This is a genomic window from Nocardioides perillae, from assembly GCF_013409425.1.
Lineage (GTDB): Bacteria > Actinomycetota > Actinomycetes > Propionibacteriales > Nocardioidaceae > Nocardioides > Nocardioides perillae.
In genome coordinates, this window is sequence record NZ_JACCAC010000001.1 from 1170925 (window position 1) to 1184296 (window position 13372).

The following is a 13372-nucleotide window of genomic DNA, read 5'->3' on the forward strand; positions in this document are numbered from 1 at the left end:
CCCGTCGGGGTGGGCGGCGCTGGCTATCGTCGTGAGGTGACCTGGTTCGCCTCCCACACCCACCGCTGGCAGGACTGGCCGCTGGCCTCCCTGCTCGCGGCCAAGCAGCGCGCCGGCGTGAGCGTCAGCCTCGTCGTGCCGGCCCGCAACGAGGCGGCCACCGTCGGTGACGTGGTGGCACGGGTGCGCGACGCGCTGGTCGACACCGTCGCGCTGCTCGACGAGGTGGTGGTCATCGACTCCGACTCCACCGACGACACCTACGCCGTCGCCGAGGACGCGGGCGCCCGCGTGCACCGCGCGGCGGAGGTGCGCCCCGACCTCGGCTCCTTCCCGGGCAAGGGCGAGGCGATGTGGAAGTCGCTCTTCGTCACCCGCGGTGACCTCGTCGTCTTCATGGACGCCGACCTCGTCGACTGGGACACCCACTTCGTGCCGGGCCTGCTCGGGCCGCTGCTGTGCCAGCCGGGCGTCGACCTGGTGAAGGGGTTCTACGAGCGGCCCTTCCTCGGGGCCGAGCCGGCGGCCTACGAGGGCGGCCGGGTGACCGAGCTCGTCGCGCGGCCGCTGCTCGCGCTGCGCCACCCCGAGCTCGCGGCGCTGGTGCAGCCGCTGGCCGGCGAGTGGGCGGCGCGGCGCACCCTGCTGGAGACGCTGTCGGTGCCGACCGGCTACGCCGTCGAGCTCGCCGCGCTCCTCGACACCGCCGCCACCCGCGGCGTCGACGCGATCGCCCAGGTCGACCTCGGCCGGCGCGCCCACCGCCACCAGGCCCTGCGCGACCTCGGCGCCATGGCCACCCAGATCCTCGCCGCGGCCGACGCCCGCGCCGGGGGCGGTGCGCTGCCGGAGCCCGGGTCGGTCGTGCCGTTGCGGCAGTACCACCCTGTCGACGGCGCCGTCGTCCCGCTCACCCGCGACGTGCCCGTGGGCGAGCGCCCTCCGGCCGCCCTCGTCGCCCCCCTCCAGCCCTCCGTCCAGGCAGGACCCGCATGACGCTGCAGCTCGGCCGCCACACCTTCGACGACGACGCGACGCTGGTGATGGCGATCGTCAACCGCACGCCCGACTCGTTCTACGACCGCGGCGCTACCTGGGGGGAGGACAAGGCCTTCGAGCGGGTCGAGACCGTCGTCGCCCAGGGCGCGGAGGTGGTCGACATCGGCGGCATCAAGGCCGCCCCCGGCGTCGAGGTCGACGCCGCGGAGGAGAAGGCGCGCGTCGTCGACTTCGTCGCGCGCGTGCGCGAGGCCTTCCCCGGGCTGGTCATCTCCGTCGACACGTGGCGCGCCGAGGTCGGCGACGCCGTGTGCCGCGCCGGCGCCGACGTGCTCAACGACGCGTGGGGCGGCGCCGACCCCGAGCTGGTCGACGTCGCCGCCGCGCACCGCGTCGGGCTGGTCTGCACCCACACGGGCGGGGTCACGCCGCGCACGCGTCCCTTCCGCATCGAGTACGACGACGTGGTCGCCGCCGCCGTCCGCGACACCGTCGCCTACGCCGAGCGGGCGGTGGCCGCGGGCGTCGACCCGCGCAGCTGCGTCATCGACCCCGCCCACGACTTCGGCAAGAACACCTTCCACTCCCTCGAGGTGACCCGCCGCCTCGGCGAGATGGTGGCGACGGGCTGGCCGGTGCTGGTGAGCCTGAGCAACAAGGACTTCGTCGGCGAGTCCCTCGACCTGCCCGTGGGGGAGCGGTTGACCGGCACGCTCGCGGCGACGGCGGTGTGCGCCCTGGCGGGCGCGCGGGTCTACCGCGTGCACGAGGTGGTGGAGACCCGGCAGACGGTGGACATGGTCCGCACCATCTCGGGGCACCGGAGACCCACCAGGGCGATCAGGGGGTTGGCGTGAGCAGTGCAGGAGACGACGCGGTGACGACGCTGCAGGACGCGGCGGAGCGGCGGGCAGGGTTGCGCATCGCGGTGGTGCCGCCCGTGCCGGCGCTGCTGCCGGCGTACTCCAGCGAGGTGGACCCGCTGCCCGAGCTGCGCGAGGCGGTGCGGGCGGTGGTGCGCGACCTGCTGGCCGAGGAGCCCACGCGGCTGGTGGTGCTGCACGACCCGCCCGACCCCGCCAACGTCGAGCGGGGCGTGCCCGAGCCCCTCGGCGCGACCGTGGCGCAGCACCTGCTCGACGAGGTCGGCTACCCCGGCGAGGTGGTCTGGGGTCAGCAGCCGTGGCCGCTGCCCGACGTGGTCGACGCCTGCGTGCTGGTGATGGCCAACGGCTCCGCCCGTCGCGGCGAGAAGGCGCCGGGCCACCTCGACGAGCGTTCCTTCGGCTTCGACGAGCAGGTCGAGGCGGCCCTGCGCTCCGGCGACGGCCACGCCCTGCAGGCGCTCGACGCGCGCCTCGGGGAGGAGCTGATGGCCGCGGGGATCGGCGCGCTGCAGCAGGTGGGCCAGGTGCTGACCCGACCCGCCGACAGCGACGTGCGGTGGGCAGGGGATCCTGGGGGCGTGCAGTACTGGGTGGTGCTGCTGACCGCCCGCAACGACCCCGACGACGCCGTGCCCCGCGTGGGCCCGGACGGCCGGGTCACGTGACGGTCGGCGCCACCGCCGGCTGAGAGGCCACCGGAGCTGCGCGCCGCCCGATCCCGCACCCCCGAGGAGCGCACGTGCAGGTCCTGCTGGACACCCTGGCCCCCGCCGACGCCCCGCGCGTCGCCGACCCGCGGGCCCTCACCGACGAGGACCTGCTCGCGCTCTACGCGCCGCCGCAGCAGACCTGGCTGCGCGTGAACATGGTGTCGACCGTGGACGGCTCGGCCACGGGCGACTCCGGGCTGAGCGGCTCCATCAACAACCCCGCCGACGGCCGCGTCTTCGCGACCCTGCGCCGGCTCGCCGACGTGGTCGTCGTGGGCGCGGGCACGGCGAAGGCCGAGGGCTACTCGCCGACCGACACCCCGATCGTGCTGGTCTCGCGCAAGGCGCAGGTGCCCGAGTCGTTGCGCGGTGCGCCCGCCGGCTCGGTGCTCATGGCCACCTGCTCGCTCTCCGACGGCATCGGGGAGGCACGCGAGCTCCTCGGGGAGGAGCACGTGCTGACCTACGGCTCGCACCGCGTCGACCTGCCGGCCCTCAAGGCCGGCCTCGCCGAGCGGGGCTGGGGCCACATCCTCTGCGAGGGCGGCCCGCACCTGCTGCGCGACCTGGTCTTCCAGGGCGCCGCCGACGAGCTCACCGCCACCACCGTGCCGCGGCTCGTCGCCGGCTCCTACCCCCGCATCACCGTCGGCGCCCCGCTCGACGCCCACCTCACGCTGCGGCTGCTGCTGGAGGACGAGGGCACCCTGCTCGGACGCTGGTTCGTCTAGACGGGTGAGGCCGTAGGTCCCGTTCTTGCGGAAATCCTGCGGTTCGCGCCCCCCACGTCGATGATCTCCTCGACGGGCCAGGGAGGGTCCGTCGGAGAGGGAGAGAACTGTGACCACCCCTGCACGCACCCGCGTGGCCACCCTGGCCACCTCCGTGGTGCTCGCGGTCGGCCTGTCCGCGGCGGCGTCCCCTGCGCTCGCCGACGACACGGTCGACACCACCTGCGTCTCGCAGGAGCAGTACGACGCCGACGTCGCCGCCGCGGAGGAGGCGCTCGAGGCCGCCCGCGTCGAGGCGAAGGCCGCCCAGGTCGCCTTCACCAGCGCCGTCAAGCAGAGCCGCAAGCCGCTCGTCGCGCAGGTCAAGGCCCAGCGCGCCGAGGTGCTCGCCTCGGTCAAGGCGCACCGCGACGAGCTGCGCGAGATGAGCAGGGCGTTCGGCAAGGCCGACCGGGCCGAGAAGGCCGAGCTGCGCGCGCTCATCGCCGAGCACCGTGCCGAGCTGCGCGACGCGATGCGGATGCTGGCCGGCGGCACGAAGGCGCTGCTCGCCTCGCTCAAGGCGGAGCTCAAGGCAGTCAAGGCCGCCTGGGACACCGCCAGGGGCGCGGTGCGCGACGCCGAGGGGGCCCTCGAGGCCGCCGACGCCGCCGAGGTCTGCGAGCCGGTCGAGGAGCTCCCGACCGAGGAGACCCCGACCGAGGAGACCCCGGTCGAGGAGACCCCGGTCGAGGAGACCCCGGTCGAGGAGACCCCGGTCGACCCGATGGCCTGAGCCAGGTCGCTGAACCACTGCTCGACGGGGTCGGCACCGTGATGGCGCGCTGGAGCGCGGCGGGACGGTGCCGACCCCGTCGTCGTGGGCGGGCGCGGGGAATGCCCGGGCCCGCGCGCGGTGTTGAAGCCCGTCGTGACCCCTGACGACTCCCGCCGCGTCTCGCTGCTGCTCGGCCTGCTCTTCGGCCTGGCCGGCATGGGGTCGTCGTCGGCGGCTGTCGCGCTGCCGCTGCTGGGCGAGGACCTCGGCGTCGGGGTGGGCGGCGCGGCCTGGACGATCAGCCTCTACGCGCTGATGCTCGCGGTGTGCACCGCGGTCTACGGCCGGGTCTCCGACCTGGTCGGCGTCCGCCTGCCGCTGCTGGTCGGCATCTCGATGATGACCACCGGCGCCCTGCTCGCCGCGCTGGCCCCGAGCTTCACCGTGCTCCTGCTGGCGCGCCTGCTGCAGGGTGCCGGCGCGGCCGCGGTGCCCACCCTCGGCGTCACGGTCCTGTCGCGCCGTTACGACGGGCCCGTGCGGGGGCTGGCGCTCGGCCGGCTCGCCGGCATCGCCGCCGCGGTCTCCTGCCTCGGGCCGCTGGCCGGCGGCGTGGTCGAGGACGCCTTCGGCTGGCGTGCGGTCATGGCGCTGCCGATCCTGGGGCTGCTGGTGATCCCCTTCCTGTGGCACGCCCTGCACGCCGAGGGCACGGGCGCCAGCCTCGACGTGCTCGGTGCCGTGCTGGTCGCGGTCACCGCGGCCGGGGTCGTGCTCGTCGTGCAGTCGCCCTCCACGGGTGTCGCCGTCGCCCTCGTCGGGGCCGCCCTGGTCATGCTCGGCGTGCCCGCGGTGACCGCCTGGGTGCGGCGGCGCCCCGACGGCTTCCTGCCGCTCTCGGTGGTGCGCAACCCCACCGTCGTACGCTCCGCGCTCGCGGCCGCCGCCGTCCCCGCTGCGTGGTTCGCGATGCTCATCGGCATGCCGGCCGTGCTCGTCGGCAACGGCTGGGAGGCCTGGCAGGTCGGGCTGATCATGGTGCCCTCCGCCGCCGTCGGCCTGGCCGTGCCGCGGGTCGCCGGCCCGCTGCTGGTGCGCATCGGCGCCGCGCCCTCGCTGGCCGTCTCCGGGGTCACCGCCTCGGTGGCGCTGGTGGTCGCTGCCGTGGGTGCCCACTGGGTCTCCGCACCGGTGCTCGTGGTGGCGATCGTGCTGGTGACCTTCGCCTTCGGCCTCGGCCAGCCCGCGCTCTCCGCGTCGGTCGGCGACGCCGTCGAGCTCGACGTGCGCGGCGTCGCGCTGGGCGTCGCCACCCTGCTCTTCCTCGTCGGCGGCTCCGTCGGCTCCGCCGTCGTCGGCGGTCTGGGCGAGGTCATCGGCATCGACGGCTCCCTCGCCGTCCTCGCCCTGCTGCCCCTCCTCGGCCTCGTCGCCCTCCTGCCGGTCCTCCGCCGCGCTGCCGTCGCCGCCTGACCTCCCGGCCGCCGCTGTCGGAGTCACCGGCTGACCGGTGACTCCTGCACTTGTGGCCCGAGAACTCGGGGCACAAGTGCAGGACCTGGGCCACAAGTGCGCCGCGCCGTCGGCCTGGTGGCCCGCTCCCGGCAGTCCGACGCCCCGCCGTACGCCGCGCCCTCGCGCCGCACGTCCTCGCCGCCGCCCGCAGCGTCATGCGGTCCGCACGCGACTGCGTCGCACCCGCATGACGCACCTGCGCATCCTCCCGCGCAGCCCCCGCAGCGTCATTCGGTCCGCGCGCGATCGCGTCGGGATCGCATGACGCAGCGCGGCGGGGTGGGGACGCGACCCGTGCAGGGGCAGGATCGCCCCGTGACCGACCGCACCCACCTCGGCGACGTGCCGCCCGACTGGCTGGCCGCCTCGACCTCGCTGGCGCAGGCGACGCGCGAGCTCGTCGAGGCCGTCGCGCTGAGCGACGCCGACGCCACCGTGCTCGACGAGGCGCGCTCCGAGGTCGCAGCGCTGACCGAGCGGCTGCGCGCCACGGCCCGCCCCCATGCGCTGCGGCCCGGCCCGGCCGACCTCGCAGCGTTGCGCGCCGCCGACGCGGGCTCGATCGTCGTGCGGCCGACCAACCCCGGCGCGGTGCCGCTCGAGATCAGCGTGCGCGCCGACACGGCCGAGGCCACCTGGACCGCCGGCCCGGTGCACGAGGGCCCGCCCGGATCCCTGCACGGCGGCACGTCGGCGTCGCTGCTCGACAGCGTGCTCGGCACGCTCGTGCAGGTGCGGGGCACGCCCGCGGTGACCGGGACGCTGACCGTGCGCTACCGGCGGCGGGTGCCGCTCGGCGTACCCCTCACGGTCTCGGCCGCCCTCGGCGAGCGCGACGGCCGTCGGCTGCCGGTCACCGGGCGCATCGAGGCAGGCGGAGAGGTGTGCGTCGAGGCCGAGGCGCTCTTCGTGGCCGTCGAGCGGTAGCGGAGCGGGCCGTCAGAGGACGAGCGCTGCGACGAACCCGGCGTACGCCGTGAGGGCGACGCCGCCCGCCAGCCGGCGGGACCAGCCCGGGGCGTCGGCGGCGACGAGCAGCCCCAGCACGCTCAGCGCCGCCCAGCTGACGGGGTGACCCCACCGCAGCGCCACCGCGCGGACCCCGTCGGCGCCGACGGCCTCGTCCGGCACGACGACGGTCCAGACGACGGCCAGCACGGCTGCGAGGACCGCGCCGAGGAGGGCCAGACGACGTCGTCCGGTCACGGGCCCTCCTCGCGGCGCGGCGGTCGGCGTGCGGCTACTTGGCGGCCTTGCGGGCGCGGGAGGCGATCTTCGCGCGCTCGTTGGCGTCGAGGATCACCTTGCGGATGCGCACCATCTCGGGCGTGACCTCGACGCACTCGTCGTCGCGGCAGAACTCCAGGCACTGCTCGAGCGAGAGCTTCTTCGGCGGCACGAGCTTCTCGAAGTTGTCGGAGGTGGCGGACCGGATGTTGGTCTGCTGCTTCTCCTTGGTGATGTTGACGTCCATGTCGTCGGCGCGGGAGTTCTCGCCGACGATCATGCCCTCGTAGACCTCCGTGGTCGGCTCGACGAAGAGGACGCCGCGCTCCTGCAGCGAGGTCATGGCGTAGGCCGTGGCGGCGCCCTTGCGGTCGGCCACCAGCGAGCCGTTGTTGCGCGAGCGGATCTCACCCGCCCACGGCTCGTACTTCTCGAAGATGTGGTGGGCGATGCCGGTGCCGCGGGTGTCGGTGAGGAACTCGGTGCGGAAGCCGATGAGGCCGCGCGCGGGCACGAGGAACTCCATGCGCACCCAGCCCGTGCCGTGGTTGGTCATCTGCTCCATGCGGCCCTTGCGGTTGGCGAGCAGCTCGGTGATGGCGCCGAGGTACTCCTCGGGGGCGTCGATCGTCAGGCGCTCCACGGGCTCGTGGACCTTGCCGTCGACCTCCTTGGTGACCACCTGCGGCTTGCCGACGGTGAGCTCGAAGCCCTCGCGGCGCATCTGCTCGACGAGGATCGCCAGCGCCAGCTCGCCGCGGCCCTGCACCTCCCAGGCGTCGGGGCGCTCGGTCGGCAGGATGCGCAGCGACACGTTGCCGATGAGCTCGGAGTCGAGGCGGTCCTTGACCAGCCGCGCGGTGACCTTGGCGCCCTTGACCCGGCCGACCAGCGGCGAGGTGTTGGTGCCGATGGTCATCGAGATCGCCGGCTCGTCGACGTGGATCAGCGGCAGCGCGACCGGGTGCTCCGGGTCGGCCAGCGTCTCGCCGATGGTGATGTCGGGGATGCCCGCGATCGCGACGATGTCGCCGGGGCCCGCGGACTCGCCCGGCTTGCGCTCGAGGCCCTCGGTGACGAGCAGCTCGGTGACCTTGACCCGGTTGACGGAGCCGTCGCGCTTCATCCACGCGACCTGCTGGCCCTTGCGCAGCTCGCCCTCGTGCACGCGCACCAGCGCGAGGCGGCCGAGGAACGGCGAGGAGTCGAGGTTGGTGACGTGGGCCTGCAGCGGGGCGCCCTCGGTGTAGGTCGGGGCGGGGATGGTCTCGAGGATCGTCTTGAACAGCGGCTCGAGGTCGGGGGAGTCGGGCAGTGCGCCGTTCTCCGGCTGCTCGAGGCCGGCGACGCCGGCGCGGCCCGAGGCGTAGACGACGGGGAAGTCGAGCGCGTCCTGGCTGTGGTGCTCGTCGAGCAGGTCCATGAACAGCTCGTAGGTCTCGTCGACCACCTCGCTGATGCGGGCGTCACCGCGGTCGGTCTTGTTGACCACGAGGATCACCGGCATGTCGGCGTTGAGCGCCTTGCGCAGGACGAAGCGGGTCTGCGGCAGCGGGCCCTCGGAGGCGTCGACGAGCAGCACGATGCCGTCGACCATCGACAGGCCGCGCTCGACCTCGCCGCCGAAGTCGGCGTGGCCGGGGGTGTCGATGATGTTGATGGTCATCGGCTTGCCGTCGGCCGCCGGGCCGGCGTAGTGCACCGCGGTGTTCTTCGCGAGGATCGTGATGCCCTTCTCGCGCTCGAGGTCGCCGGAGTCCATGACCCGCTCGGCGACGCTCTCGGCCTGGTGGGCCGTGAACGCGCCGGCCTGCCGGAGCATCGCGTCGACCAGCGTGGTCTTGCCGTGGTCGACGTGGGCGACGATCGCCACGTTGCGGAGGTCGGTGCGGGTGGTGGTTCCAGACATGCGGAGGCAGCATCACTTTCGCGAGAGGTCGCGGCCGGAGGCCACGTGGCCCTGCAGGGCCCCAGCGAGTCTAACTGGGCGTGTCCCTATTGCACGGGTCGTGACCGTGGGCACCGTGCCCCGCATGTCGTACCCAAGTGACCTGGCCGATGACCAGTGGGCCCTGCTCGAGCCGGTGTTCAACGCGCCGGGCAAGCGCGGGCGCAAGCATGCCGATGACCTGCGAACCGTGGTGGACGCCATGCTCTACATCGCCCAGACGGGATGTCAGTGGCGCTACCTCCCGGCGTCGTTCGGTCCCTGGACGCGGGTCTGGTCACAGTTCCGCCGCTGGTCGCGCACACGGCACCTGGGCGCAGGCCCTGACCGTGCTGCACGCGGCCGCGCGCATCGAGGACGGAAGGGCCGAGGAGACGCCTTCGATGGTCGTCATCGACACCCACCTGGCCCGCGGCGCCTCGAACGGCGGGTTCACCTTCCACGACCGGGGCGGTCCCTATGGCCGCACCAAGGGCGCCAAGCGGGTCGTAGCCGTCGACGTGACCGGCCTCCCGGTGGCCGCGGTGGTCGTGCCCGCCTCTACCCACGAGAACCGGGCCAGCGAGCTGATGCTGGAGCTCCTGGCCCGTCAGGGTGTCACCGACCGGCTCGAGCTGGTTCTGGTGGACCGGGGTGTCACCGCGACCGCCGCTCGCGCCCTCGGCCGAGACCACGGGCTTGAGGTCCGGCGAGTTGGGTGGGACGACAAGCAGCCGGTCTTCCGTCCCATCCGGCACGCCTGGCGCGTCGAGGTCGCCCACGGCCGCCTCGGACGCTCCCGCCGGCTGGCGAAGTCGTTCGAGAACACCACCACCTCGGCGACCGGGTGGCTGCAGGTCGCCTGCATCGCCACGACGCTGCGGCATCTGTCACGGGAACGAGCTCGCCGGCGACCAGTCGTGCTCGCAGCCTGACTGCACTCGCGAACCGCGCGGAACGCGGCATGTCCGGATGCCCGCAGCGCTCGAGCCCCGTGGGATCGTCAACGCGACAGAGCGCCCGCGTTTCCAGGCGTCCGCGTATCCCTGTCGCGGCGCGCCCACCTCAGCATCACCACGGCGACGGCGACCACCATGACGATGAGCACCAGTGCCCCGAGGAGGGGAGCCGGATCTGTCACCGTGACGGTTGGGTAGCCGTCGTACTCACACACCACCGTCACCGGTCCGTCCAGGTACGCCGGACGCCCACCGAGCGCCTCCGGGTCAGCCGGTGTTGGTTGTGCCACACGGTCGGAGGTGCAGTAGTCGTTGATGTACTGCGCTTGCCCAACGACCCAGACGACCGCCGCGCAGAGCGCTGCTGCCATGGTGGCAAGCCAGGCCACCACAAGTCGTGTCTTCGACCACTCCCTCAGCCTCATGCCTAGACAACGACGGCGCATGCCCCGAGGGCACGGTCATCGGCAGATCCGGTAAACGGGGTGCCGGTGCGCCCGGCGGTCGGCAATAGGGACACACCCAGTAAGGGCGGCCGCCGACAGCAGCGGAAACGTCGCGCACCCGGCGCCTCCTGCCGCACTGCCCGCGCGTTGTCCACAGGGCGGCTGCGAGGGACTGCCGTCCACCCCGCAGGGGGTTACCTTGGCTCTCGCGTCCGCCTCACGGGCGACTCGGGAAGTGAGGACCGCCATGGGGACCACCCACGTACGCCGCCTCCGCGCGGCCCCCGTCATCGCACTCGCCTGCCTGCTCCTGCTCGCCGGCTGCGGTGGTGACGACCCCGCGCCGATCGTCGCCGACCCGACGCCCTCGCCCTCCGCCACGCCCACCCCCACGGCCTCGGCTGCCCCGCAGCCGTGGGAGGAGCGGAGCAAGGCGGGTGCGGTGGCGTTCGTGGAGCACTGGGTGGAGGTGTTCAACGAGGCGGGCGCATCTGGCCAAACCGAGGAACTGCAACTAGTTAGCGCGCGCGATTGCGTGACCTGTAACGGGGCAATCCAGCTCATTAATGACTGGTCGGCTCAGGGCTCAACTCTGACCTCCGCCGGTTGGAAGGTCGTCGCAGCTCAGATCCCGACAAGCCAAAGGCGTCCGCCCTTCGACGTGGCCGTTCGTATACGCCGATCTCCGCAAGTACTGCGTGCGGCTGACGGTTCGGTCCAACGCTTTCCAGGGAGCACTGAGACCTACAACGCACGCGTTTCGTGGTCGGCCGGGCGATGGTCGCTTGCCAACCTGAATCAGGTGACATGATGAGGGCGCTCCGGCTCCTCTCGCTGTGCTTCCTCTTCACGAGTTGCCTCACTCTGCTTGCGCCCATGTCAGCCTCAGCAGAAGGTGGCTGCAACACAGTCAACGGCTCGATTGACGCGTTCGACACGATCGTGTGTGCCGAGGCTCCTGGGTCTGGTAACGGTGAGGCCGGGTCTGCGCAGGGAGCCGGTTCTGGAGACACGGGTGTCACCTTCTCCTACGTTCCCTACTGCGAACGCGGCGACGGAATCACAGGCGGGGACTTCTACGGTTGTGGCGGCCAGTCGGCTTGCGGTGAGGACGGTCAGGCGTTCGTCGTCTACGCCGTCTACCCGGACGGCACCACGAACAGTCTCGGGGTCCAGTGCATCGAACCGTCCGCGGTCCCCGAAGCCGCCGCGCCACCCCAGGTCACCCCGGGCATGGTGGCGGCCGCGTTCCGCCGGGTGCCGCTGCCGGAGTCGACGCTGACGCTGGCGCCGCCGGGCGGCAGGACGCTGGTCGGTCTCGACACCGTGCTGTGGACGCAGGCGGAGCGGTTCAGCGAGGTGGTGACGCTGCTCGGCCAGCGGGTGGAGCTCGACATCTCGCCGTCGTCGTACTCCTGGTCGCACGGGGACGGCACCGGCCAGGAGACGAGCAGCCCGGGCATGGCCTACGCCGAGGGCCGGCCGTTCGCCGACTACGTCACCCACGCCTACACGCGGGTCAGCGACGCGGTGTCGCTGAGCGTCGACACGACGTGGTCGGCGCGGTTCCGCGTCGGCGGTGGGCCGTGGCAGGAGGTGGGCGAGACCGTGACGATCGAGGGCGACCCCGTCAGTCTCGAGGTGGTGGAGGCGGAGCCGAACCTGGTCGGCTACTGAGCGGTACGTGTGGCTCCGCAGCCACCTGGTGACCGCAGATCCACACGCTGTGCGTCCGGCTCCGCGCCGGCGGCCGCCTGCCGACGAGCCTGCCGCACCTCGACACTGTCGGTGCCGCGCGGGAAGGTGGGGCATGAGCACCTCTCGGGAGCAGACCTCCGGACCCGACCGTTGCGGGTTCGTCCCGCCGTACGTCTTGCGCCACCTCGCCGCGAGCCGGCCCGACGGCTGCGGCCCGCGCACGTTGCTGGCCGACCAGCGGCTGCGCGAGCACCGCGAGGCCCTGCCTCCCGGCGCGACGCTCCGCACCACCGCCCTCCCGGCCGCGCCCGAGGCCGCCGCGTGGACCGTGCACGACGCCGGCGGCCTCGAGCAGCTGCCCGGCACCCCCGTGCGGGCGGCCGGCCAGCCCGCGACCGGCGACCCGGCCGTCGACGAGGCGGCCGCCGGCATCGAGGCGACGCTGCGGTTCTTCGCCGAGGTCCACGACCGCGCGTCCTACGACGGAGCGGGCGCACCCGCGGTGGTCACGGTGCACTTCGGGCGCGACTACGCGAACGCCTTCTGGGACGGCACGCAGCTGGTCTTCGGCGACGGTGACGGCGAGGTCTTCGAGCGGTTCACCAAGCCGCTCGACGTGATGGCCCACGAGTTCGGGCACGCGCTCACGCAGGCGACCGCAGGCCTGGTCTACGAGGGCCAGCCGGGCGCGCTCAACGAGTCCGTCTCCGACGTCGTGGCGGCCTGCGTCAAGCAGTGGCTGGCGGGCGAGTCGGCCGCCGACGCCGACTGGCTCGTGGGGGAGGGGCTCTTCCGGCCGGGCGTGCAGGCGCGGGCGCTGCGCGACATGGCGGCGCCGGGCACGGCGTACGACGACCCCCGCCTCGGCCGCGACCCGCAGGTCGGCCACCTCGACGACTTCGTGGTGACGACCGACGACAACGGCGGGGTGCACCTCAACTCCGGCATCCCCAACCGCGCGTTCGTGCTGGCCGCGCGCGCGGTCGGCGGGCGCACGTGGGAGGGTGCGGGCGCGGTCTGGCACGCCGCCCTCCTCAGCGGAGACCTCGGCCCGCGCACCGACTTCGCGGGCTTCGCCGCCGCGACCGTCAGCGCCGCCGAGCGCGTGCTGCCCGACCACGTCGAGACCGTGCGGGCGGCCTGGCGAGACGTCGGCGTCGAGCCAGGGCGACCGTCGACCGGGCCCGCCGGGCAGGGGCCGGCGGCGACCGGTGTCGTCGAGGTACGCCGCTCCGGGGGGTTCGCGGGCACCCGGGTGGTGGCGCGGGTCGACCTCGCCGACCTGGCCGGCGACCCGCGCGGCGACGAGCTGGTGCGGCTGCTGACCGAGCGCGACGTCCGCGCCGAGGCGCTCGGCGCCGGACGGGAGGCCGCCGGCGGCGCGCCGCAGCCCGACCGGTTCTCCTACGCCTTCGTGCTCGACGGCGAGGAGGTCGTGCTGCCCGAGCAGGCGCTCACGCCGTCGTTGCAGCGGCTGGCCGGGCTCGTGCTCGACCTCGGCAGCACGCGCTGAGCG

At 73.7% G+C, this 13372-nt stretch carries 14 protein-coding genes and 1 pseudogene; 12 read left to right on the forward strand and 3 right to left on the reverse strand.

Annotated features, from left to right (window positions below):
* Positions 1 to 36 precede the first annotated feature (36 nt).
* From BJ989_RS05460 to BJ989_RS05490, 7 genes are all read left to right on the forward strand, one after another.
* Complete coding sequence (locus tag BJ989_RS05460; protein WP_179517334.1) at positions 37 to 996, forward strand: glucosyl-3-phosphoglycerate synthase; 960 nt, start codon at positions 37 to 39, stop codon at positions 994 to 996.
* Complete coding sequence (folP, locus tag BJ989_RS05465) at positions 993 to 1856, forward strand: dihydropteroate synthase (protein ID WP_179517335.1); 864 nt, start codon at positions 993 to 995, stop codon at positions 1854 to 1856. The genes BJ989_RS05460 and folP overlap by 4 nt, the downstream gene beginning before the upstream one ends.
* Complete coding sequence (locus BJ989_RS05470; protein WP_179517336.1) at positions 1853 to 2551, forward strand: class III extradiol ring-cleavage dioxygenase family protein; 699 nt, start codon at positions 1853 to 1855, stop codon at positions 2549 to 2551. The genes folP and BJ989_RS05470 overlap by 4 nt, the downstream gene beginning before the upstream one ends.
* Before the next feature lie 74 nt (positions 2552 to 2625).
* Positions 2626 to 3327, forward strand: a complete 702-nt coding sequence (locus tag BJ989_RS05475) for a dihydrofolate reductase family protein (protein ID WP_343049114.1) — start codon at positions 2626 to 2628, stop codon at positions 3325 to 3327.
* Between the two features lie 109 nt (positions 3328 to 3436).
* Entirely contained in the window at positions 3437 to 4102 is a 666-nt protein-coding gene (locus BJ989_RS05480) for a hypothetical protein (RefSeq protein WP_179517337.1), read from the forward strand.
* A 135-nt stretch (positions 4103 to 4237) separates the two neighbouring features.
* Positions 4238 to 5557, forward strand: a complete 1320-nt coding sequence (locus BJ989_RS05485; protein ID WP_179517338.1) for an MFS transporter — start codon at positions 4238 to 4240, stop codon at positions 5555 to 5557.
* Between the two features lie 357 nt (positions 5558 to 5914).
* Positions 5915 to 6526 (forward strand): hotdog domain-containing protein, encoded by a 612-nt coding sequence (locus BJ989_RS05490; RefSeq protein WP_179517339.1) that lies wholly within the window; start codon positions 5915 to 5917, stop codon positions 6524 to 6526.
* Positions 6527 to 6538: 12 nt separating this feature from the next.
* On the opposite strand, the gene BJ989_RS05495 is transcribed toward BJ989_RS05490, so the two are convergent.
* Entirely contained in the window at positions 6539 to 6805 is a 267-nt protein-coding gene (locus tag BJ989_RS05495) for a hypothetical protein (RefSeq protein WP_179517340.1), read from the reverse strand.
* 34 nt (positions 6806 to 6839) lie between these two features.
* Positions 6840 to 8735, reverse strand: a complete 1896-nt coding sequence (gene typA / locus BJ989_RS05500) for a translational GTPase TypA (RefSeq protein WP_179517341.1) — start codon at positions 8733 to 8735, stop codon at positions 6840 to 6842.
* Between the two features lie 124 nt (positions 8736 to 8859).
* On the opposite strand from typA, the pseudogene BJ989_RS18985 reads away from it, so the two are divergent.
* Both BJ989_RS18985 and BJ989_RS05510 read left to right on the forward strand, forming a co-directional pair.
* Positions 8860 to 9066, forward strand: a pseudogene (locus tag BJ989_RS18985) (transposase); the annotation flags it as partial.
* 37 nt (positions 9067 to 9103) lie between these two features.
* Positions 9104 to 9688, forward strand: coding sequence for a transposase (locus tag BJ989_RS05510; RefSeq protein WP_179517342.1), 585 nt, complete (start codon positions 9104 to 9106; stop codon positions 9686 to 9688).
* 68 nt (positions 9689 to 9756) lie between these two features.
* Here the strand turns inward: BJ989_RS05510 and BJ989_RS05515 are convergent, their stop codons facing one another.
* Positions 9757 to 10083 carry a hypothetical protein gene (locus BJ989_RS05515; RefSeq protein WP_179517343.1) on the reverse strand — a complete coding sequence of 109 codons (327 nt, stop codon included), beginning with the start codon at positions 10081 to 10083 and terminating at the stop codon, positions 9757 to 9759.
* Between the two features lie 322 nt (positions 10084 to 10405).
* Here BJ989_RS05515 and BJ989_RS17120 point away from each other — a divergent pair, with 322 nt between their 5' ends.
* From BJ989_RS17120 to BJ989_RS05525, 3 genes are all read left to right on the forward strand, one after another.
* A complete protein-coding gene (locus tag BJ989_RS17120; protein WP_218848739.1) occupies positions 10406 to 10969 on the forward strand; it encodes a DUF6318 family protein in 564 nt (187 codons plus the stop codon).
* 65 nt (positions 10970 to 11034) lie between these two features.
* Positions 11035 to 11835, forward strand: coding sequence for a hypothetical protein (locus tag BJ989_RS05520; RefSeq protein ID WP_179517344.1), 801 nt, complete (start codon positions 11035 to 11037; stop codon positions 11833 to 11835).
* 133 nt (positions 11836 to 11968) lie between these two features.
* Positions 11969 to 13369: a protealysin inhibitor emfourin gene (locus BJ989_RS05525; protein WP_179517345.1), complete on the forward strand. Its 1401-nt coding sequence runs from the start codon at positions 11969 to 11971 to the stop codon at positions 13367 to 13369.
* The last annotated feature ends 3 nt before the right edge of the window (positions 13370 to 13372 follow it).